The 23,327-nt window shown below is 31.9% G+C and carries 20 protein-coding genes; 13 read left to right on the forward strand and 7 right to left on the reverse strand.

What is annotated here, in order from left to right:
• Window positions 1-144 precede the first annotated feature (144 nt).
• A complete protein-coding gene (locus B3J26_RS14290; RefSeq protein ID WP_180905983.1) occupies window positions 145-735 on the reverse strand; it encodes a DUF937 domain-containing protein in 591 nt (196 codons plus the stop codon).
• A 104-nt stretch (window positions 736-839) separates the two neighbouring features.
• On the opposite strand from B3J26_RS14290, the gene B3J26_RS14295 reads away from it, so the two are divergent.
• Together B3J26_RS14295 and uvrA are read left to right on the forward strand one after the other, a co-directional pair.
• Entirely contained in the window at window positions 840-1,877 is a 1,038-nt protein-coding gene (locus B3J26_RS14295) for a GyrI-like domain-containing protein (protein WP_219034942.1), read from the forward strand.
• Between the two features lie 86 nt (window positions 1,878-1,963).
• Entirely contained in the window at window positions 1,964-4,789 is a 2,826-nt protein-coding gene (gene uvrA, locus B3J26_RS14300) for an excinuclease ABC subunit UvrA (RefSeq protein ID WP_291074908.1), read from the forward strand.
• A 48-nt stretch (window positions 4,790-4,837) separates the two neighbouring features.
• On the opposite strand, the gene B3J26_RS14305 is transcribed toward uvrA, so the two are convergent.
• Window positions 4,838-5,374: a hypothetical protein gene (locus B3J26_RS14305; protein ID WP_280037607.1), complete on the reverse strand. Its 537-nt coding sequence runs from the start codon at window positions 5,372-5,374 to the stop codon at window positions 4,838-4,840.
• Window positions 5,375-5,626: 252 nt separating this feature from the next.
• Here B3J26_RS14305 and B3J26_RS14310 point away from each other — a divergent pair, with 252 nt between their 5' ends.
• Window positions 5,627-6,091: a Dps family protein gene (locus tag B3J26_RS14310; RefSeq protein WP_125350253.1), complete on the forward strand. Its 465-nt coding sequence runs from the start codon at window positions 5,627-5,629 to the stop codon at window positions 6,089-6,091.
• A 109-nt stretch (window positions 6,092-6,200) separates the two neighbouring features.
• Here the strand turns inward: B3J26_RS14310 and B3J26_RS14315 are convergent, their stop codons facing one another.
• Together B3J26_RS14315 and B3J26_RS14320 are read right to left on the reverse strand one after the other, a co-directional pair.
• On the reverse strand, window positions 6,201-6,527 hold the full coding sequence (locus tag B3J26_RS14315) for a YegP family protein (protein WP_125350254.1): 327 nt from the start codon (window positions 6,525-6,527) through the stop codon (window positions 6,201-6,203).
• Window positions 6,528-6,655: 128 nt separating this feature from the next.
• Window positions 6,656-8,605, reverse strand: coding sequence for a KUP/HAK/KT family potassium transporter (locus tag B3J26_RS14320; protein ID WP_221854639.1), 1,950 nt, complete (start codon window positions 8,603-8,605; stop codon window positions 6,656-6,658).
• 325 nt (window positions 8,606-8,930) lie between these two features.
• Between B3J26_RS14320 and B3J26_RS14325 the strand changes: the two genes are divergently transcribed.
• The 7 genes from B3J26_RS14325 to B3J26_RS14355 all read left to right on the forward strand — a co-directional run bounded on the left by B3J26_RS14325 (window position 8,931) and on the right by B3J26_RS14355 (window position 17,624).
• Window positions 8,931-9,392, forward strand: a complete 462-nt coding sequence (locus tag B3J26_RS14325; protein WP_125350256.1) for a MarR family winged helix-turn-helix transcriptional regulator — start codon at window positions 8,931-8,933, stop codon at window positions 9,390-9,392.
• Window positions 9,376-11,775: a 3-hydroxyacyl-CoA dehydrogenase/enoyl-CoA hydratase family protein gene (locus tag B3J26_RS14330; RefSeq protein WP_291074910.1), complete on the forward strand. Its 2,400-nt coding sequence runs from the start codon at window positions 9,376-9,378 to the stop codon at window positions 11,773-11,775. The genes B3J26_RS14325 and B3J26_RS14330 overlap by 17 nt, the downstream gene beginning before the upstream one ends.
• Before the next feature lie 36 nt (window positions 11,776-11,811).
• Window positions 11,812-12,171 carry a four helix bundle protein gene (locus B3J26_RS14335; protein ID WP_291061215.1) on the forward strand — a complete coding sequence of 120 codons (360 nt, stop codon included), beginning with the start codon at window positions 11,812-11,814 and terminating at the stop codon, window positions 12,169-12,171.
• Between the two features lie 34 nt (window positions 12,172-12,205).
• A complete protein-coding gene (locus B3J26_RS14340; protein WP_291074912.1) occupies window positions 12,206-13,387 on the forward strand; it encodes an acetyl-CoA C-acyltransferase in 1,182 nt (393 codons plus the stop codon).
• An 85-nt stretch (window positions 13,388-13,472) separates the two neighbouring features.
• The gene (locus B3J26_RS14345; RefSeq protein WP_291074914.1) at window positions 13,473-15,275 is read left to right on the forward strand and encodes an acyl-CoA dehydrogenase family protein; all 1,803 of its coding nucleotides are present in this window, start codon (window positions 13,473-13,475) and stop codon (window positions 15,273-15,275) included.
• Window positions 15,276-15,770: 495 nt separating this feature from the next.
• A complete protein-coding gene (locus B3J26_RS14350; protein ID WP_291074916.1) occupies window positions 15,771-16,451 on the forward strand; it encodes an SIR2 family NAD-dependent protein deacylase in 681 nt (226 codons plus the stop codon).
• Between the two features lie 39 nt (window positions 16,452-16,490).
• The gene (locus B3J26_RS14355; protein ID WP_291074918.1) at window positions 16,491-17,624 is read left to right on the forward strand and encodes a M28 family peptidase; all 1,134 of its coding nucleotides are present in this window, start codon (window positions 16,491-16,493) and stop codon (window positions 17,622-17,624) included.
• Window positions 17,625-18,660: 1,036 nt separating this feature from the next.
• On the opposite strand, the gene B3J26_RS14360 is transcribed toward B3J26_RS14355, so the two are convergent.
• Both B3J26_RS14360 and B3J26_RS14365 read right to left on the reverse strand, forming a co-directional pair.
• The gene (locus tag B3J26_RS14360; RefSeq protein WP_312193913.1) at window positions 18,661-18,897 is read right to left on the reverse strand and encodes an integrase core domain-containing protein; all 237 of its coding nucleotides are present in this window, start codon (window positions 18,895-18,897) and stop codon (window positions 18,661-18,663) included.
• A gap of 20 nt (window positions 18,898-18,917) precedes the next feature.
• The gene (locus B3J26_RS14365) at window positions 18,918-19,130 is read right to left on the reverse strand and encodes an IS110 family transposase (RefSeq protein WP_291074921.1); all 213 of its coding nucleotides are present in this window, start codon (window positions 19,128-19,130) and stop codon (window positions 18,918-18,920) included.
• A gap of 931 nt (window positions 19,131-20,061) precedes the next feature.
• Between B3J26_RS14365 and B3J26_RS14370 the strand changes: the two genes are divergently transcribed.
• Entirely contained in the window at window positions 20,062-20,409 is a 348-nt protein-coding gene (locus tag B3J26_RS14370; RefSeq protein ID WP_260544314.1) for a helix-turn-helix domain-containing protein, read from the forward strand.
• A gap of 21 nt (window positions 20,410-20,430) precedes the next feature.
• Here the strand turns inward: B3J26_RS14370 and B3J26_RS14375 are convergent, their stop codons facing one another.
• Window positions 20,431-21,270, reverse strand: coding sequence for a tyrosine-type recombinase/integrase (locus tag B3J26_RS14375; RefSeq protein ID WP_221854646.1), 840 nt, complete (start codon window positions 21,268-21,270; stop codon window positions 20,431-20,433).
• 194 nt (window positions 21,271-21,464) lie between these two features.
• Between B3J26_RS14375 and B3J26_RS14380 the strand changes: the two genes are divergently transcribed.
• Together B3J26_RS14380 and B3J26_RS14385 are read left to right on the forward strand one after the other, a co-directional pair.
• Entirely contained in the window at window positions 21,465-22,148 is a 684-nt protein-coding gene (locus B3J26_RS14380; protein ID WP_291074923.1) for a hypothetical protein, read from the forward strand.
• Between the two features lie 223 nt (window positions 22,149-22,371).
• Entirely contained in the window at window positions 22,372-23,289 is a 918-nt protein-coding gene (locus B3J26_RS14385) for a hypothetical protein (protein ID WP_291074925.1), read from the forward strand.
• Window positions 23,290-23,327: the final 38 nt, after the last annotated feature.

A 23,327-nucleotide genomic window follows, 5' to 3' on the forward strand; every position in this document is an offset into this window, starting at 1 on the left:
ATTTTTTAAATCAAACTTTTAATATTTATGAATTTGATAATTTCGAATACTTAGAATATATAGGTTGATAATTTTTGAAACAAAAAAAGCAGGAAAATTTCCTGCTTAATAAATTTTGTATTTTTATTCAGTTTAAGACAAGACTTATTTTTTGAAAAATCCACCCAATAAACTCATGGCATCTCCAATTCCTAATTGTCCATCACCATCCTGATCTAACAATTTTTCGAAACCTCCTAAATTTACTCCGCTTTGGTTTGTTTGAGTTGTAGAACCACCAACTAAACCGCCTAATAAACCAGCAATCCCATTTGAATCTAATCCAGCAGATTGTTTTTGTTTACCCAAGTAGCCCATTACAATTGGCGCAACTAACGCTAAAATTTGAGTAACTTGTGCTGTATTCAATCCAGATTGTTGAGAAATTGCAGATTCTACATTTTGTTGTTTATTTCCTAAAACGTGACCTAAAATTCCTAATCCATCTTGTTGGTTTCCTCCTTGACCTAAAAATCCAGAAAGATTATCCAAAATACTCCCGTCATGTTGATTCAAAGCATTCGAAATTCCTTCAGCACCTCCGCCTTGTGCATTTTTATTTAAAGCAGACAATAAAAAAGGTACAGCTGCTGCAACAGCAGTTTGAGCTTGAGATTCATTAATCCCTAATTGTTTTGCAGCAGAACCAACAATTTGTTGTCCCATTGCACCTTGAATTAAATTTGTAAAGTCCATAAGTTTATATTATTTACTCAAATATACTATTTTTAAAAGATTAATTCAGATTAATATTAAGAGTCCTACAAAGTATTTCTATTTTTGTACAATCAATTTTGTAAATGAAACAAATAAATCTTTTTTTAGTAATCATTATTGCGGTTTTGGCTTTATTACCAATCGTTTTACCGAATCGTTTCGACGAAGAAATGCAATATGAATTTGATGCACCTGTTGGTTTGGTGTACGACGAATTTTATAATCTTCGTCAATTCTCGAAATGGCAACAATTTACAGCTTCGGATTCTTTGACAATCAAGAAATTTTCGAATACAAAAGAAGAGGACGAAAATTATATGATATGGGATTCAGAAGATGCTTCAATTGCTTCAGGAAAAGTAACGATTGAAAATTTTTCGATTAATCGTTTCGTTAATTATACGATAAAATATGATGGTTGGGAAAAATTAGATAGTTTGAATGTCAAATTTGAACAACAAGAAAATGGGAAAACAACTGCAAAATTGAATTATTTAAGTCAAGAAATTCCTTATTTCTACCGCTATTTTGCTTTTTTCAAAAATCCTGAATCTAAATTTGAAAAATCTTTGGATAACCTAAATCAAAAAGTGAAAGTTAGATTAGATAAGGATCAAAAAGAAGGACGATTGAATTATGGTGAATATCGAATTGTAGAATTAGGTCGAACAAATTTATTAGCGATTCGTAAACAATCAAGTTTAGCGGAAAAAGATATAATGGATAAAGTAGATGGTGCTTTTGAGGTGATTTATAAATCGTTAATGAATAAAGATGAAGGTGGTTTTGATTTCGATTTAGGTTTCCCATATGTCTATTTTACTGATTTTGATAAAGAAAAAGATAAGACAACATTTTTTGCTGGAATACAATTAATAGAAGATTTGCCTTTACAAAAAGAGATGAAAAAAGTGGTTGTTCCTGGTGGAGATTATTTGTTAACATTGCATTTAGGACCTCGTTCTAAACGTGCGCAAACAATCGAGAAAATGAAGAATTATGCAAAATCTAAAAAATTACAATTGGATACAAAACAATTAGAAATTATGTTAAATGATCCGAAGGAAACAGATAGTTTAAAACTAATTTCTCGAATTTATATACCAATTAAAAAACAATAAATACTTAAGAATTAACAATTTTTAAAGTACACTTAGCCACAGTAATGTGGCTTTTTTTGTATTTTTGCAACTTCTTACAAACGAACATGGACAAAGATTTTATTGAAGTTTACGGTGCACGTGAACATAATCTAAAAAATATTGATGTAAAGATTCCTCGAAACGAGCTTGTGGTAATCACGGGTTTAAGTGGAAGTGGGAAATCTTCGTTGGCTTTTGATACGATTTATGCAGAAGGACAACGTCGTTATATCGAAACTTTTTCAGCTTATGCACGTCAATTTTTGGGAGGTTTAGAACGTCCAGATGTTGATAAAATTGATGGTTTGTCGCCTGTTATTGCAATTGAGCAAAAAACGACCAATAAAAATCCGCGTTCCACTGTTGGTACAATTACAGAAATTTATGATTTTCTTCGTTTGTTGTATGCGCGTGCTTCTACGGCTTTTTCAGTCGAAACAAATGAACAAATGGTTGCTTACACAGAAGAGCAAATCATTGAATTGATTCGTGCGCAATACAGCGGAAAGAAAATTGCGATTTTAGCACCAATTGTACGTTCAAGAAAAGGTCATTATCGAGAGGTTTTTGTGACATATTCTAAAAAAGGTTTTCTTGAAATGCGCATTGATGGCGAGTTGCAAGATATTACGCCTGGAATGATGTTAGATCGTTACAAAACGCATGATATCGAATTGATGGTGGATAAAATGTTGTTGAATGATAAGGTGAATGATCAACGTTTGCGTTCAAGTATCGATCATGCAATGCAACAAGGTAATGGGATTACGATGATTTTGGATTACGAAACCAATGAAACGAAATTCTTTTCTCGTTCGTTGATGTGTCCGTCGACAGGAATGTCATATGCGTTGCCAGAACCGAATACATTTTCGTTCAATTCACCAAAAGGTGCTTGTCCGACGTGTACAGGTCTAGGTGAGTTGAAAGTGGTTAATCACGAAAAATTATTTCAAGATCAAGACAAATCGTTGTTTGATAATTTGGAAGAATTATTTGAAGCGTTAAAATCATCTTCTCGAATAGAAAAACAATTAGAAGCGATTTTTGTCAAACATAATATAGACCAGAAAGTAGCGTTCAAAAAACTTCCTCAAGCATTAATTGATGATGTAATGAATGGTTTGAAAGAAACTTTGAATGTCGATCTTAAATTTGCATCAGTCAAAAAAACATATAAAATCGATTTTGAAGGATTGAATGAATTTCTTTCTGAAATAATGGAAGATAAAAATAATCCGTCTTCAAGTTCGATTAGCAAAAAGTTTGGTAAGAAAGTTATTTGTCCAACTTGCGAAGGAAAACGTCTTAAAAAAGAATCTCTTTTCTTCCGAATTGACAATAAAAATATAGGTGAAGTTGCAGAAATGGATCTTCAATCGTTGCAAAAATGGATTGAAAATGCGCCAGTTTCGATGACGTCGAATCAACAACAAATTGCGCACGAGATTCTGAAAGAAATTTATACGCGTTTATCTTTTTTATTAGATGTCGGATTAGATTATTTGAGTCTTAATCGTTCTTCGAAAACCCTTTCTGGAGGCGAAGCGCAGCGAATTCGTTTGGCAACTCAAATTGGTTCTCAACTGGTAAATGTATTGTATATTTTAGATGAGCCAAGTATTGGTTTGCATCAACGCGATAATGTCAGATTGATTGATTCGTTGAAGAAATTACGCGATATCGGAAATTCGGTTTTGGTTGTAGAACACGACAAAGACATGATCTTGGAATCGGATTATGTAGTTGATGTTGGACCAAAAGCAGGAAAAAATGGCGGTCAAATCGTTTGGGAAGGTGAGCCGGAACAAATGTTGAAATCAAATACATTAACATCAAAATATTTAAACAATCAGTTGCAAATCGAAGTTCCAAAAGAACGAAGAAAAGGTAATGGATTAGAATTGAGACTTTTTGAAGCATCAGGGAATAATCTAAAAAATGTAAATCTTACCATTCCTTTGGGTGAATTAGTTGTGGTTTCGGGTGTTTCAGGTTCTGGAAAATCAACGTTGATTAATGAAACATTGTACAGAATTCTGAATCAACATTTTTTTAGAGCAGAAAAAGATCCGATGCCTTACAAAAAAATCGAAGGTTTAGAGCATTTGGATAAAGTAATCGAAGTGGATCAGTCGCCAATTGGTCGTACGCCTCGTTCTAATCCCGCGACTTATACGGGAATTTTCTCTGATATTCGTACGTTGTTTACAAATTTACCTGAAGCCAAAATTAGAGGTTACAAGCCTGGACGTTTTTCATTTAATGTAAAAGGTGGACGTTGTGAAACTTGTCAGGGAGCAGGTTTGCGTGTGATTGAAATGAATTTTTTACCAGATATTCATGTCGAATGTGAAACATGTAATGGTAAACGTTTTAATCGTGAAACGTTGGAGGTTCGTTACAAAGGAAAATCGATTTCGGATGTGTTAGAAATGACGGTAAATGAAGCGGTAGAATTCTTTGAAGCGATTCCGAAAATATATCGTTATGTAAAAATGTTGCAAGATGTAGGTTTGGGTTACATTACGCTTGGGCAGCAGTCGACAACATTGAGTGGAGGAGAAGCGCAACGTGTGAAATTAGCAACAGAATTAGCCAAAAAACAAACAGGAAAAACAATTTATATTTTAGATGAACCCACAACAGGTTTGCATTTTGAAGATGTAAATGTGTTGATGAAAGTAATCAATAAAATTGTAGAATTTGGAAATACTGTTATCATTATCGAACATAATTTGGATGTGATAAAATTAGCTGATTATGTGATTGATATTGGTCCAGACGGAGGGAGTAAAGGTGGAAAAATTGTGGCAGAAGGAACGCCAGAAGAAATCATTAAGAATCCGAAAAGTGTAACAGGAAAATTCTTAAAAGACGAATTGAAATAAATAAAAAAAGTCCATCTAACAATTGTTAGATGGACTTTTTTTTATGACTTATAATCCGATTGAAACACCCATAAAAGGTTGTAATCCTGAAGAAAATATACTTTCGTTTTCTTTATATAAAACATTGTACATCACACCAGCTTGAAATCTTACTGGTCCACTCGATTGATATCCAGCTCCCAACCATAACGCAGATTCGTCCATGTCAGTTTCATAAATACTGTTGTAATATGGCGTACGATCGTTGTACTTTTGTTTTCCTGTGTAGTACATATAATTGGCTCTCAAGAAAATGTTTTCGATTGGAAAAAAGTTAATGTAAGGACCAACATTAAACAAATTTTGCTTTACATAGTCATCTTTCGCATACTGATAACCTGCTGTCGCACCCAATTCTAAATTGTTTGCAACCATATATCCAACACTTGGAGAAATATTAAACCCAAAATAACTGTTATTCCCAAAAGATAGTCCCAAACCACCTCCAAAACGCCAATTATTATTAAGCGTTTGATTTTGATTAATTTGAGAAAAAGCAGTATTGCTTAGGGTTAAAGAAATGATAAATAAAAGAAACTTTTTCATAGAAATTTAATTAATTTTTAACTTTTAAAAATGGCTCTAATTGAAAAAACCACTATAAATTTGCCTTATCAAAAATAGTAATTCTGTTTTTAAGTAAACATTATTATTTATTTTAAGTTAATTCGAGTCGTTCATAGTTTTTAATTATAAAAGAATAGAAATAAGATTTGATAAATCTATAATTCATTCGTTTTCTGGTTCTATATTTGCATTAGTAAAGTTAATCAAATAGACAATATAAAATTTAATCATATGAAATTATTATCGCCAGAAAAAAAACAAAAAATCGCTGATATTTTAATTAAATTATTAGCTGATGAACATATTTTATACTTAAAAACAAGAAATGCACATTGGAATGTAGAAGGTCCTGATTTTCAGACAATACATGTGTATTTTGAATCGTTATATAACGAGTTACAAATTGTTATAGATGATGTTGCAGAAAAAATTCGTCAAAAAGATGTTTATGCACCAGCAACTATGGCAGAGTATTTGCAGTTAGCTCATTTATCAGAAACAAGAAAAACAGAAAACAAAGATAGTTTAAGTTTTATTGCTGATTTACTACACGATCACGAAGTTATTATTAACTTTTTGGCGCAGGCTGTAGTAGAAATTGATGAGTTTCATGATATATCAACTTCGGATTTCTTAGTTGGTTTATTAGAACAACATCAAAAAACTGCTTGGATGCTTAGATCGCATCTAAAATAAAGTTGAACATTATTTTACTTCATAAGTTTTTAGTGTTAATTCATATTAGTGTTAATTAGGTTGAGCCTTGGATTTATCCAAGGCTTCAGCTTTTTATGACGGTTTGTAATTAACCTCCTACTTCTTTTATTTCTGCATCAGCAGCATTTGTTTTTACAGAAGCAATTCCATTTTTAGCGCCAGATTCAGTTTCGTACGATTGGCTTGTCCCAATTACTTGTCCATTTGTTGCCTTTAAATTGAAATGCCATTTACCAGAAGCACCTTCTTTTAATTCGTATTTAGAATCATCTTGCGAATTTTTGCGAACAGATTCAATTCCGTTTTCGCAGCTTGCTTTTTGTTTATAACCTTCGCTTGCCAAAATATTTTGTCCATTTTTAGCTTTCAAACGAAAACGATATTCTCCTGCTTTGTCTTGATAAATTTCGAACATAATTTAATTTTTTATAAATATTTTATTTTGTTGATTGATATAAATTTATAAAAATTATTTGATAATTATCAATCTATAAAATATTTACAAAAAAAATCCTGAAAAATTATTTCAGGATTTCTATTTTTTTATTGAATTCTTTTTAAATCGTCAATATTATGTTTGTGCATATAAAGAGGAATGTGTTCTATAACAACGTCGTTCTTTTCTAGACCAAAAGATTTCGGAATGTTGAATTCTATTTTCTTTAATAAATAATAAACTTTTAGCGTGAAAAATTCTTTCATACTTAATTTAGTTTCAATTGAAGGAAATTTCTCAATCAAAACAAATTTCATGTCAGGATCTTGATTGTATTTTTTCAAACATGTACTCAGATATTTTAACTCTAATTCTCCATTTGCATACATATCGTTGATTACTTTTTTGATATATTGTTCTGTTTTTGGCTGAACTCTAAATCCTACATTAAATGTAATTCGATATATTTTTTGATCGACAATTGGCAATATTTTATAACTCAACGTATAGGGTTCACTATCTCGGTTAATGTTTACAAACCAATAGACATCTGCACGTTTTGGGCGTTTTGATAAAATAGATTGAATGCTATATTTTTCGATATTTTTTGGATTCGTAGATTTCGTTAAGTAAAATAAGAAAGTAGAGTATTTATTGATTGTTTTATCTTCGCTCAATTCTGTTAATACATTTGCGTAGCGCTTTATTTTAACGAATTCTAAGTTTCGTGAATTAAGGATTTTTCCGTAAAAACTACAATACATTATTACAAAGAACAACCATCCCATTAATAATGCTAAATAGCCACCATCAACAAATTTGACAACATTTGCTACGAAGAAAGAAGATTCTATCGCTACGAATATCGACAAAATTGCCACAATAAATACTTTGTTGAATTTTGTATAATAATTAAGGTAATAGGATAACAAGAAAGTCGTCATTAACATGGTAACCGTTATGGCAAGACCGTAGGCGGCTTCCATATGGGACGAATCTCGGAAATATAGAACGATAAAGACACAGCCAGCCCATAACATAAAATTGATTGTAGGAATATAAACTTGGCTTTTGTGTTCGTTTGGTTGAATAATTAATGTTCTTGGCCAGAAACCTAAGTTGATCGCTTCATTGATTAATGTAAAAGATCCTGTAATCAAAGCTTGTGATGCAATAATAGCTGCACCTGTGGCAATACAAATTCCAGGGATCAAGAACCAATCTGGCATCATTTCGTAGAAAGGATTTCTACCGTCTAACATAGGGTTGTCTTGGTGCATTAACCAAGCTGCTTGCCCTAAATAGTTTGTTACTAAACAAATTTTAACGTACAACCAACTAATTCTAATGTTTTTTCGACCACAATGTCCTAAATCGGAGTATAATGCCTCAGCACCTGTTGTACACAAGAATACAGCGCCAAGAATCCAGAATCCGTGAGGATAATTCATTAACAAGTTATACGCGTAATAAGGGTTTAATGCTTTGATGATACTTGGATGATGTACGATATGTAAAACTCCTAAGCCTAGAAGCATTGTAAACCATAAAACCATAAATGGTCCAAATATTTTTCCTACTTTATTTGTTCCAAATCGTTGGAAGAAAAATAACATCGAAAGGATAAAGATGACAATAGGTATAGTAGGTAGATTTTCGAGTCCGTTTAGCATTCGTAGTCCTTCAACAGCAGAAGAGACGGAAACGGGAGGAGTGATAATTCCATCGGCGAGCAAAGCAGAAGCTCCAATGATGGTTGGAATAATTAGGTTTTTACCTTTTTTCTTGATTAATGAATACAAAGAAAAAATTCCTCCTTCGCCATCATTATCCGCTTTTAGTGTCAACCATACATATTTGATAGAAGTCTGAAAACACAAAGTCCAAAAAACACATGATACGCCTCCGTAGACAATGCTCTCTTCAATCACGCGATTCTCGCCAATTATCGCTTTCATTACATATAAAGGACTTGTTCCAATATCACCGTAAATGATTCCAAATGCGATTAATAGCGTTGCCGCTGTTACTTTGTTCATCGTATGGTTTGATTCCATAAGCAGTATTTTAAAATTTCTACGAATGTATGCCGTTGAAAAGAGATTAAACAATCTTATTTATTTATAATATAAAACCAACATTATATTTATTTTCGATACTAAATATGACGTATTTTTACACTACTACAGTCAATTTTTTAATAATGGAATAAATTTAAGTATTATTTAATCATACTATTTATTTTATTAATCATAATTTAAAGTTACATTTCATTGATAAATAGTAAATTGAATCATTATTTGTTAAACAAAATTAAATTTTAAAACTTTGTTATGCTTGCATAATAAAAAAAGATTATATTTGTTAGACATACACTAAAATATGTTAAGAGAAGATTTAACGATAGATTATTTATTGCGTTCAACATGGTTGTCAGTTCAGAAAATGTATAATGAGCAAGCAGTTGCTTACGATTCTACAATGGTGTATGCCTTTACATTATTATCAATAGATCCGAAAGGAGGTACGCCAAGTACGTCGCTAGGACCAAAGATGGGAATAGAGCCAACAAGCTTGTCGAGAACATTAAAAAACTTAGAAGCAAGAAATTTTATCGTTCGAAAACCAAATCCAGAAGATGGGAGAAGTGTGTTGATCACTTTGACTGAAGAAGGATTAAGAATGAGAGATATTTCAAAACATTTTGTTTTGCAATTTAATGAATCAATTAATAATCACATCGAACCAGAGAAAATGCAAATTTTCTTGGAAGTGATTTATAAGATTAACCAATTAATATCGGACAAAAAAATATTTAAAAACAATTATGAGAAGACACGTTAAACACGTAACTGTATTAGGATCAGGAGTGATGGGTTCTGGTATTGCATGTCATTTTGCAAATATCGGAGTCGAAGTCTTGATGTTAGATATGGTTCCTCGCGAGCTTACACCACAAGAGCAAGCGAAAGGACTTACTTTAGAGAGTAAAGTAGTTCGTAACAGAACTGCTCAAACTCACTTAGATGCTGCTTTAAAAAGCAATCCTTCACCAATTTATGACAAAGCATTTGCTTCTCGTATAACTGTAGGGAATTTTGATGATGATTTCGAGAAGATTAAAAACTCGGATTGGGTAATAGAGGTTGTGATCGAAAGATTGGATATTAAACAATCAATTTTCGAGCGTGTAGATAACTTCCGAAAACCAGGAACTTTAGTCACTTCTAATACTTCTGGTATTCCAATTCATTTGATGGCTGAAGGTCGTTCAGAAGATTTTCAGAAACATTTCTGTGGAACGCATTTCTTCAATCCGCCACGATACTTAAAATTATTCGAAATTATTCCAACTCCTCAAACAGATAAATCTGTTGTTGAGTTTTTCCAAAACTATGCATCTTTATTTTTAGGTAAAACACCAGTTTTATGTAAAGATACGCCAGGTTTTATCGGGAATAGAGTAGGAGTTTACTCGATGGCGAAAGTGATGGAATTGGCGCAAGAAATTGGATTAACGATTGAAGAAGTTGATACTTTGACAGGTTCTATTTTGGGTCGTCCAAAAACGGGAACATTCAAATTGGGTGATTTGGTTGGTTTGGATACAGCATATAATGTAACAAAAGGTTTACAGCAAAATGCGCCAAATGACGAAATGATCCAAGGTTTGAAAGATTCAAAATTCTTGGATTTCTTAATCGAAAATAAATTCTTAGGAGATAAAGCGAAAAAAGGTTTCTATTATAAAGAAATTGATAAAGAAGGGAATACCAATCGTTTTGCCTTAAATCTTGATACGTTAGAGTATCGTCCAATGGAACGTGCAAAAGTTACAGCTGTAGAAACTGCTAAAAATGCAGGATCTATGCGTAATAAATTAGGTGTTTTATTGAAAGATTCTGGTAAGGCTGGAGAATTGATTCGCAAACATTTTGCTTCATTATTCGCTTACGTTTCTCAACGTGTTCCAGAAATTACAGATGTACTTTATCCAATTGATGACGCTTTAAAAACAGGTTACGCTTGGAAATATGGTCCATTTGAAACATGGGACTTGGTTGGGTTACAAAACGGAATTCAATTAGTAGAATCAGAAGGTTTCAAGGTTTCGGATTGGGTAAAAGAATTAGCTGCTTCAGGTGCAGATTCTTTTTATAAAATCGAAAATGGTAAGAAATTATTCTATAATCAATCATCAAAACAATTCGAATTAATTCCAGGTCAAGATGCATTTATTATTTTAGATAACATCAGAAAAACAAATGAAATCTGGTCAAACCAAGAAATATCTATTCAAGATTTAGGAGATGGAATCATCAATATTGAGTTCCGTTCTAAAATGAATTCTCTTGGAGGAGGAGTTTTACAAGGAATCAATAAAGGAATCGAGTTAGCAGAAAAAGATTATCGTGGAGTTGTAATTGGTAACCAAGGAGATAATTTCTCTGTTGGTGCTAATTTAGCCATGATTATGATGATGGCTGCAGAACAAGATTGGTGGGAATTGAATATGGCAATCAAAATGTTCCAAGATACAATGATGCGTGTTCGTTATTCATCTATTCCAGTTGTTGTTGCTCCTCACGGAATGACGCTTGGTGGAGGTTGCGAAATGTCAATGCATGCGGATAAAATTGTAGCTGCTGCCGAAACTTACATTGGTTTGGTTGAGGTTGGAGTTGGATTAATCCCAGGTGGTGGAGGTTCGAAAGAATTTGCGCGCCGTGCAACTGAATTCGCTTTAAAAGATGATGTAAAAGTAAATCATTTACGTGATAATTTCATGAATATCGCAACTGCGAAAGTGGCAACTTCAGCTTATGAAGCGAAGAATATGGGAATTATTCGTGAGCAAGATATTGTAGTGGTAAATGCAGAACGTCAAATTGCAGAAGCGAAGAAACATGCAATTATTTTGGCAGAAGCAGGTTACACACAACCAATTCAACGTAAAGTAGAAGTGTTAGGAAAAGAAGCGATGGGAATGTTCTATGTCGGAACAGACTCTATGGTTGCTGGACGTTTTGCTTCGGATCATGATCGTTTAATTGCGAATAAATTAGGATATGTAATGACAGGTGGTAATTTATCTGAATCAACTTATGTTTCAGAACAATACTTGTTAGACTTAGAGCGCGAAACATTCTTATCTCTTTGTGGAGAAAGAAAAACATTAGAGCGAATTCAACATATGTTAAAAACAGGTAAACCGTTGCGTAATTAAAATTGTAGTATTGAGATTTTAGATATTAGTATTGAGATGCATAAGCTTGAGGATTTAATAATTTGGAAAAAAGCGATTGAGTTGACGAAACAAGTTTACTTGATTTGTTTAGAATTACCTCGAGATGAAAAATTTGGTTTGATAAGTCAAATCAAGAGAGCAACAATTTCAATTCCTTCTAATATTGCGGAGGGGGCAGGAAGAAACTCGAATAAAGAATTCATTCATTTTTTATCTATAGCAAATGGTTCTTCTTATGAATTAATGACTCAATTAATTTTAGGGATAGAACTGCAATTATTGAAAAAAGATAAAGTAGAGCACATTATTTTATTATTAAATGAAATTCAAAAAATGAATTATGTATTTCAACAAAAATTAAAATCTAATATCTAACATCTAATGTCTAACATCTAAATTTTTTAATAAAATGAAACAAGCATATATAGTTACAGGATATAGAACAGCTGTAGGAAAAGCGCCAAAAGGAACATTGCGTTTTACGCGTCCAGATGAAATGGCAGCTACAGTAATTAAGCGCTTAATGCAAGATTATCCAACTTTAGATCCAGCACGTATTGATGATTTAATCGTAGGATGTGCAATGCCAGAGGCAGAACAAGGATTGAATATGGCACGTCTTATCTCATTAATGGGATTAGACACAGACAAAGTTCCAGGAGTTACAGTAAATCGTTACTGTGCATCAGGATCAGAAGCAATTGCGTTGGCAGCTGCTAAAATTAGAACAGGAATGGCAGAATGTATCATCGCAGGTGGTGCAGAATCGATGTCGTATATTCCGATGGGAGGTTACAAACCAATTCCAGAAACAGATTTAGCCAAAGATCATCCAGATTATTACTGGGGAATGGGATTAACAGCTGAAGAAGTTGCAAAAGAATTTAAAGTTTCTCGTGAGGACCAAGATTTATTTGCATTCAATTCGCATCAAAAAGCATTAAAAGCAAATGCTGAAGGAAAATTTGCTTCTCAAATCGTTCCGATTGATGTTGAATATAGTTTCTTAGATGATAAAGAAAAAGTTCAAACGAAGAAAATTGATTTTAAAGTGGATGAAGGGCCACGTGCGGATACATCAATCGAAGGTTTAGCAAAATTACGTCCTGTTTTTGCACAAGGAGGTTCGGTTACAGCAGGTAACTCTTCTCAAATGTCGGACGGAGCAGCTTTCGTAATGGTGATGTCAGAAGATATGGTGAAAGAGTTAGGTCTTGAGCCAGTTGCTCGTTTGGTTGCGTATTCTACGGTAGGTTTAGCGCCTCGTATTATGGGGATGGGACCTTTGTTTGCAATTCCAAAAGCGTTAGAACAAGCAGGAATGAAATTAGAAGATATTCAGTTAATCGAATTGAATGAAGCGTTCGCTTCTCAATCAGTTGCAATTATGGGCGAGTTGAATCTTAATCCTGATATCGTCAATGTAAATGGAGGTGCAATTGCTTTAGGGCATCCACTTGGATGTTCGGGAACGAAATTAACCGTGCAATTGTTACATGAAATGGAAGCGCGTAAAGCGAAATATGGAATGGTAACCATGTGTGTTGGTACAGGACAAGGAGCAGCTTCAATTTTCGAATATCTAAAATAATATATAGAATTGAGAGGTTAGATGATAGATTTCAAATTTATCTAACTTCTCAATTTTAAAATCTAATATCTAAACAACAAAAAATATGTCTACAAATCCAAATAGATTAATCGGAGGTCAATATTTAATTAAAGATGCCTCTTATAATGATATTTTCACTTACGAAGATTTATCAGAAGAACAACAAATGATTTTGCAATCTGCAAAAGAGTTTATCGATAAAGAAGTAGTGCCTAAGAAACACCAAATTGAGAAAAAAGATTATGCGTTGATTGAAGAATTAATGCGTAAAATTGGTGAATTAGGATTATTAGGAATTTCTGTTCCAGAAGAATATGGTGGAATGGGAATGGGATTCGTTACAACAATGTTAGTGTGTGACTATATTTCAGGAGCAACAGGTTCGTTAGCAACAGCTTTTGGAGCACATACTGGAATTGGAACAATGCCAATTTTATTGTACGGAACAGAAGAACAAAAACAAAAATATTTACCAAAATTAGCAACAGGAGAATGGTTTGCATCTTACTGTTTAACGGAGCCAGAAGCAGGTTCTGATGCAAATTCAGGAAAAACAAAAGCTGTTTTATCAGAAGATGGTAAAGAATATATCATCACAGGTCAAAAAATGTGGATTACAAATGCAGGTTTTGCAGATTTATTTATTGTTTTTGCACGTATCGATGATGATAAAAATATCACAGGTTTCATTGTAGAAAAAGATAAAGCTGGTGCTGGATTCTCATTAGGAGAAGAAGAAGATAAATTAGGAATTGTTTCTTCATCAACACGTCAAGTATTCTTTAACGAAGTTCGTGTTCCGGTTGAAAATCTTTTAGGAGAAAGAGATGGAGGTTTCAAAATTGCGATGAATGCATTGAATGTTGGTCGTATCAAATTAGGAGCAGCGTGTTTAGATGCGCAACGTCGTATTTTAGATTATTCTTTACAATATTCTTCAGAGCGTAAACAATTCAATACGTCAATCAATACATTTGGTGCGATTAAAGAGAAATTAGCTGATATGGCTGTTTCTGCGTTTACTTCAGAAGCTGGTGCGTATCGTGCGGCGAAAGATGTGCAAGATGCAATTGAAGATAACATGGCAAAAGGAATGCCTCATAATGAAGCGGAATTAAAAGGTATTGAAGAATATGCGATCGAAGCTTCTATATTAAAAGTTTGGATTTCTGATGCAGCTCAAATTTCTGCCGATCAAGGAATTCAGATTTATGGAGGAATGGGATATTCGAAAGAAATGCCAATGGAAGCAGCTTGGAGAGATGCGCGTATTTCGAGAATTTACGAAGGAACGAACGAAATCAATACATTATTATGTGTTTCGATGTTAGTAAAACGCGCATTCAAAGGAAAATTAGATTTAATGTCTCCTGCAATGAATGTGGCGAACGAATTAATGTCTATTCCATCGTTTGATGTTCCAGATTATTCAGAATTATTTGCGCAAGAAAAAGAGATCATCACAAATCTTAAGAAAGCGTTCTTTATGGTTGCAGGTTCTGCTTTGCAAAAATTTGGTGCAGAATTAGAACAACATCAACAATTGATTATTGCGGCTTCTCGCATTATGCAAGAAATTTATATGGTTGAATCAGCGATGTTACGTGCAGAGAAAATTGCGAATGTAAAAGGTGCTGATGCAGTGAAAAATGCAGAAAAATTAGTTCAATTACAATTATTCAAATCAGTAGAAATTATTAAAACAGAAGCGACACGCGGAATTGTTTCTTTCACAGAAGGAGATGAGCAACGCATGATGTTGTCTGGTTTAAGAAGATTTACACGTTACAACGAATATCCAAACGTAGTTAACTTGAAAACTGAAATTGCGGATCTTTTAATCAAAGAAAATAAATACACTTTCTAAGTATATTTTAAATACAAATTATTTAAAGCAGTCAATTTATTGGCTGCTTTTATTTTTTAACATGCTGAAATATAATTTGGTATATCGTTTGATGAATCTAAGGCAAGTACTAGTCTTTATATAAGTTAGTTGAGTTTTCATGGTACTTAAGTTTTAGTAGAGAAAGGCCTCAGTTGTTCCCAATTGAGGTTTTTTTATACTTTGAGGCTAAAGTTTATTCATTAAAAATAAGCGAGTTAAGTCGTTATTTCTTAATGAAATACTTTTCGAAAGAAATGATTTGAAGTAACTTTAATTCAAATTAATAACCCAAAAACAAAGCTTATGATAATTAATGCAGCAATTCTTATGTTGACCATGTTTGCAACATTTAGTATTATGTGTCTAGTCAAATTAGATGAACTTAAAAAAATAAAATAAAACCGAAACTCCATTTCTATAAATGGAGTTTTGTTGTTTTATAAAGTTATATTTACTTCAATTAATACATTCGAAATGAAAAAGAAGTTAGTTGTTTTAACCGGAGCTGGAATTAGTGCTGAAAGTGGAATTTCTACTTTTCGTGACGTGAATGGTTTGTGGGAAAATCATGATATTATGGAAGTCGCTTCGATTGAAGGTTATCAAAGAAACCCAAAATTGGTTCAAGAATTCTATAATCAACGTCGAAAACAATTATTCGAAGTAGAACCCAATGCAGCGCATCATTTCTTGAAAGAGTTAGAAAATGATTTTGAAGTTGTAATTATCACTCAAAATGTAGACGATTTGCATGAAAGAGCAGGTTCTTCTAAAATAATACATTTGCATGGCGAATTGAGAAAAGCGCGAAGCGAAAAAGATGAGAATCAAATTATTGATTGGAATAAAGATATCAAACTTGGAGATTTGGCTGAAGATGGAAATCAACTTCGTCCGCATATTGTGTGGTTTGGCGAAATGGTTCCGGAAATAGAAAATGCGATTGATGAGGTTTTAAAGGCAGATATTTTGGTAATTATTGGAACATCGATGCAAGTGTATCCAGCTGCTTCGCTCAAAGATTATGCAAAAACAAATGTCCCAATTATCTATATCGATCCATCAGATACCTATACCAATTCATCTATTACGCATATCAAGAAAAATGCAACAGAAAGTATCGAAGAATTAAAAACTATTTTGAATAATTTTTAATCTTTTACGTTTTACTGTTGATTAATTAATTTAGAGAATATGAAGTATATATTTCTACCATTATTTGTTTTTTCTATTAATGCGGCTGCACAAGAGTTAAATCCGTTTTATCAATCGATAGTAGATCAAGTTAAATATGATTCTGTTCATCAAAAGCTACAAAAATTTCAAGATTTCGGAATCAAAACTGTCGGTTCTTCTGCGCATAATAATGCTTTTGATTGGTTGAAATCTTATTATATTGCATATGGCTATTCAAACATAGAGCAGCAATCTGTAAATGTTTTTGGAAATGTTGGAAATAATTTAATCATAACTAAAATTGGAAAAAAATATCCTGATAAATTTATTATCATCGATGGTCATTATGATACATTAAATGGACCTGGAGCGAATGATAATGGATCGGGAACGGTTACTTTATTAGAAATTGCTCGATTAATTAAAGATATCGATACTGATTATTCGATCAAGTTTATTCATTTTACAGGAGAAGAACGCGGTTTAATAGGAAGTCAGACATATGTCAATCAAATTGCAGTTCCTCAGAATTTAAACATTAAAGCTGTTCTGAATATTGATGAGGTAGGAGGAGTGGCGAATAAAGTAAATTCAACAATTGTTTGTGAGCAAGATGAAAGTAATCCAACATCAAATAATGCAGCTTCTTCTGATTTGACTAATCAAATGTCGAATATTTTTCCCTTGTATACAACTCTAAAAACTGAAATTTCGAATGCTTATAGTTCCGATTATATGCCTTTTCAGGCAGTTGGTTATCCAATAACTGGACTTTTCGAAAAGAATGAAACGCCCTATGCACATACTGCTCAAGATATAATAGCTAATTTAGATTTGAATTATTTGACAGAAGTAGCGAAAGGAGCTTTGGCGACTTTATTACATTTTTCTCAAGCACAAGAGAAGTTGACTACAACAGATCATACTATTTCAACTTTGCAAGTGTACCCAAATCCAGTAAAGAGAAACCTTCATTTTTCGCAGATTTTAAAACAACCTACAATTTCTATATATAACGAAACAGGAATACAGGTCTATGAAAAGAAGTTTCGAACAGCTGTTTCGCAGATAAATTTAGAACATCTTACTTCTGGCGTTTATTTCGTTAAAATAAATTCGAATCAACATAGTTTTAAGATTTTGAAGAAATAAATTGTTGCGTCTCATTTATGTAATAAATTGACTTTTTTAGTTGAATAGTTACTTTTTTTGTCTAAATGGTAATCAACCTTTCGATACACGAGCACCGAACAAACCATACGCAATGGATATACAATGGATACGGAATCGATACAGCGAGGATACACAACCGATACAGAAAAAATGCATTTTAGTGCATACAACCTCCATTTAGGTTAATGGATAACCAATTAGGTTCATTATTCGTCACTTCTAGTTAATTTGCTTGTCTAAGGGTTAATTTTACATCGTTGTTGTGCCCCATCAAGAAGAATACCGAATAAAAAATGAATATTCTAATCACAATAGAAACATAGGTTTTATTAAGTTTTACGTTCTACGCTTAACGTTTTACGGATTTTATCATTCTGAGTTTATTTCAGAATAGCATCAAATGATACTTATTTTAGAGGTTTGAATCGTCTTGGTCATTGTGCTGAATATCAAGTGGAAATACTGTTTTTGGTCATGTGTTCTTACGATTTAAATGATTCTCAAAGGTTATTTTGGTAATCTACTTCATTTTATATTTGTATTCAAAAAGTGATTTTGTGTTATTTCGAAGCCTTGAAAATTCCAGCCTCTCACAAATACATAATGCATTTTACTTAATACATTATAAATATTACATAGTACAACACTAAAATCTACTTTTTTAAATGAAATTTAAAGATTATCATTGCTCAAAAGACGAGTTTAAATTCATTGAAACTTTAAAAATGATATCCTTTTGTTTTCCACTAAACATTTTTTTGTATAAAAACAACTTGGCAATTATTACAACCCCTGAACTACAAAAATCTTTTACATACATTCTACTGCCACTATTTTGCCTTCATCCTGCCTTCATCCTGCCTTTATCTTGGGACCTTCTAACGTGTTTGACCCGTCCTAAAATAACTATACATGTTTTTAAATAAATCCTATTATAGTTATACACCAATTGATCTTAATCCTAAATTTACTATACAAGAGAGTTTTGATAATTAAAACTTCTATTATAGTTTTTTCATCTTTTCTTTAATTTTTCTGACTGCAAATGCGCAGCATTTGGAGTTAAATAATCACAACTTGCATGTGGTCTTAATTCATTATAAGTTTTAATACTATTAGTAATTTTAATTTTTGTCTGATCAAAACCTAATGTGCTTTCATATAAATTAAATTCCATTATAATTATTCCATTAACCCTTTCTACCATTGCATTTTCATAGGGATCACCTTTTTCTGTCATACTTATAGCTATGTTATTTGAGAGTAATAAATCTACATATTTATGTTGTTGTAAAGAAGGATGTTAAATCTCCCTGTATTCTCCATTCCAATTAGAATATTTTGTCTCTTAACAAATTGTTTCAAAAAAGATTTGATAGCTTTTTCAGTATTAGCAATAGTATCAAAACGATTCACTCCATTTTCTTGAATGCAGATGTCTAAAGTTAATTTACTCACATCAATACCAATAACAATTTTTTCCATAAATTTGAATTTAATGAGAAGAGAAACTTATCAATAACTCGATTCCTTACTAATGGGTTTTTAACCCGAATTTCTATTTGAGAATTTGATAAGAAAGAGTTGAGTCTTAATCAGAATATGAGATTATATAGCTCTGAACTCGTTATAGTGTACTCAAACTCTTTTCTCTTCTTTTTATACTACAATTTAAGATTTTCAAATCTAAAGGAACCCGTCGAAGAATCTCATTCTTGACCTTAATGTCAAATAAATTTTACATACTACTTATTACATACTACAATCCTCTCAATACTATAAACTCACGTCTCATATCTAAATAACAGGTAGTAGCCCCAATAAATTTGGAAAATGATATGAAAGGGTTTACTTTTAATTTGCGAAAAAAAGAGTATAACCTAACTGTCAAAGTCTCATTACCGAGGCTCAGATAGAGAGCGAGTAAAGAAAGGGGAACCTTTTCTTTACGTTCCGTTAAATGTTATAAAACGGAGAATTGTTCTTTAAAAGAATGGAAAAAACGAACAGACTTTGTCTGGTGGTTTTTTACGGATGAATGGAAATTGTTTCGTTCTCATTTTGTGTTGGGTTTTATGGAACGATGTTTCTCGTGTATGAAGATATACTTGCAAAAAAAGCAAGGAGCAGTCTCACACCTTAGATCCATGGGCGACCAAACCCGTCTTTAAAATCCGAGGATAATAAAGTTTCCACCTAAAGCTAACGTGAGAACCGCTCACATGCCATATACGAAAGTACAAAACTTTTGAGACATGGAGCAATTTCACGGTGTTCTCGATGGAAAATTGGTCGTTTTGGAATCGAGTCACATCGTTTAATTATGACTATCAAAAGTCTAATTATCAAATCGCTAATACAAATATAACAATATTTTTTAACACACCAATATATTGGTGTAAAATATTTTAATAAAATGATAAAATATTTTGAATTTGAAACTACTCAATTTGATTTTGAGTTAATCCAACATATTAAGAAACTAAGAATAAAGGAAAAGTTTTCACAAGAAACCCTTAGTCTTAAAATGGGTTTAGCGAAAAGTTTCATTGGTAATGTTGAAAATTATCGTGAAAAACATAAATATAGCACCCGTCACATCACTCTTTTAGCAAAAGCATTCGGGTACAAAAATATTGGTGAGTTATTAAACTTTCCAATTCCACAATACGACAGAATTAAAGTTACGGTAGAACAGACTTATAATGAGGCAGGCACTAAAGTATTGAAAAGTGAAGTGGTGAAGGTTGTTGAGATAAAATAATATGTTAGATTTTACAAATTATCACAAAAAATCTAAAGGACTTGGTGTAGATTTTTTATCAATATCTGTAATGTGCGTATAAATCATGGTAGTTCTAATGTCGTTATGACCTAATAATTCTTGAACTACACGAACATCAATTCCACTTTTTATAAGATGAGTAGCATAGGAATGTCTTAATGTATGTACGCTGCCTTTTGATAAAACGCCAGCTTTACTCATAGCGTTTTTTAAAATTAATTGGACACTTCTTTCGCTGTATTGATCGCCTTTTGCGCCTTCAAACAAAAAGTCTTTAGGTTGATAAACCTTATAGTATTCTCTCAATAATAGCAAAAGTTTATCTGGCAAAGCAACTATACGATCTTTGTTACCTTTACTTTGACGAATAAGAAGTAAATTACTTTCTGATTTTATATCTGCAATTTTTAAATTTATCAATTCGCTTAGTCGCAATCCACAGCTATAGATTATTGTAAGAATAGCTTTATGTTTTAAATTTTCTGTTGCATTTAATAAATTTCGTACTTCTTCTTGAGAAAAGAAAGTTGGTAATTTATTAACTTTTCGTTTTGGATAAAGATAATTTAATTCGATTTTCTGATTTTCAACTAATTCAAATACTTTTTTAATTGCCCCAACCAAAGAACGTTGATAGGAAACACTGATATTTTCTTGAGTTACTTTTGTATTGATAAACAATTCGATTTCTGAAATAGGAATTTCATCTAATCTATTGTATTTTTCCATCTGCTCTAAGAAAACTTGAGCGTAACCACAATACGATTTTATGGTATTGTTTGCATATCGTTGTAATTTTAATCGATTTTGCAACGTTTTTAGAATTGTTTCGCTATCCATACATTCATTATTACATTTTACATCAAATTACTTCGTGATACATGAATTTTATTTTAGTAAGTGTCTAATTTACAAAAAAATAATTATATTTGTTTTTAATTTTACGAAATGCAGATATAGGTGATTTTTTACGAAACAAAAGCTAGATCAGTTTCGTGAAAAAACAATGTTAGTGGCAATTTTAGAAAAACAAAATGGATAAATTTCAATGGATTAAAAATCATTTTGAAAATAGGAAAGAAGTATATGAATGGAACTCTTTAAATGACATTATTCCAAATATTTTTGATGAATATTTTTTAATTCATTGGAAAGTTGGAATAATTGAAGACTTTCCTTTTGAAGATTATCCTGAACAAAATGAAACAATTGAACAAATAAACAAGAGAATTAAAATTGAAAGAAATTTCGACCTTTTTCTAAATCCAGATAAAGAAAATTTATTTAAAGAAGTTAACCTTAATTACATTTCAAAAAAATTCAACACCCAACTCAATTACAAAATTCTAAATAATATAAAGGAAACCCCAGCTGTTGAAATACTTCATAAGAAAAGTATAAAAGCTTTAGCAACAAGTATCAAAAAAATATCAGAACATCAATCGTTGAATTTATTCATAGAAGATGCTTACAGATTTCCTTTTGAAAAAGAACCCAAACAAGAATATAATGGAATCAGCATTGAAGAATATATTGAACTGCAAGAAAATTTAAGTTTTGATTATTCAACATATCTTTTCCCAGATAATTTAGATTGGTGTTTAACAACTTCCGAAGATTTACCAATGTTTCTATGTATTAAAAAAGAAATACTTGAAAAAATAAAAACGTTTGAATTAGAAATTTTTAAAATAGACTATAAACAAAAACTTTATTAAAAAAAACTGCCACTAACATCGCATTGGCAAAATGGCGGGGTAAGTGCAAAACTCAACTTTTGTGCTTTTTTCCCGCCGAATGTGTTCCACATTCAGCTTTTTTCAATAATTTAGCTTCTGTGGAAACACATCGGCTACGTTACTGCTAAATTGAACTTTTCGTCCAATTTATCCGCCACTTCGCCAATGCGTTTCCCGTTATGCACAATTATTGAAAAACTATATGGATAAATATGAAGCTTTTGAAAAATTAAAAGAATATTCAAATAGACTGACCGAAGTTACATATGAAGAAATTTACGATTTGTTGAAAAATGGTATTAAATTCATACCACTTCCTTTAGCAAAGCTTAGAGTTAATACTAACATCGATAGAGTTAGACCTAATAAAGGCGATAAATTATTCACACACATCGATGAACTTGGATATATAAAAGATAAAGAAGTTATTGAGAAACATCTAACTTCTTTTGGTAGGGCAAATATACCACATCAAGTTATGTTCTATGGTGCAGTTGAAACATCATTAATTGACAAACAAAGGCTTACAGCAATAGCAGAGACTTCGCATCTTTTTCGAAATCCTGGAAATGATTGTGAAGAGGGTGAATTGTATACAGTTAGTAGATGGGAAACCCAAAAAGAATTAATTGTAGTAGAAGTTGTTTTTTCTGAATATGCACTTGAAAATAATCCAGAAATAGCACAATCTTTTGAAAAACAAAAGAGATTCCTTGAAGAGCATAATTTAGAACCTCAAGATTTAGAATTTCATCTAGAATTTTTGAAATTCATAAGTAACGAATTTTCAAAAAAAGTAACAAATCCTGAAGATTATAAAATAAGTGCAGCATACACAAATTTAGCATTGTTACATCCTGAAGTAAGTGGAATTATGTACCCAAGTGTACAAACAGAATATTTTGGTGTAAACGTTGTATTAACTCCTGAAGCAATTGAGAAAAATGTAATTCCAAAAATTTGCAGTACTCAAATACTATATAAAAGAGGAATGAAAAGTTTTATTGCCAATGGTCAATATTATTGTAAAGATATTGACATAAGAAGAGATATAGATTGGAAAGAACATTCTTCTGATTTATTATCTACAAAGGAAGAAGTAGAAGAACATTTAAAATAATAACTGTGCATAACAAGGGTAACTGTTGCACAACTCCA

Origin of the sequence: Empedobacter sp. UBA5987 (assembly GCF_002429865.1) — a bacterium.
Lineage (GTDB): Bacteria > Bacteroidota > Bacteroidia > Flavobacteriales > Weeksellaceae > Empedobacter > Empedobacter falsenii_B.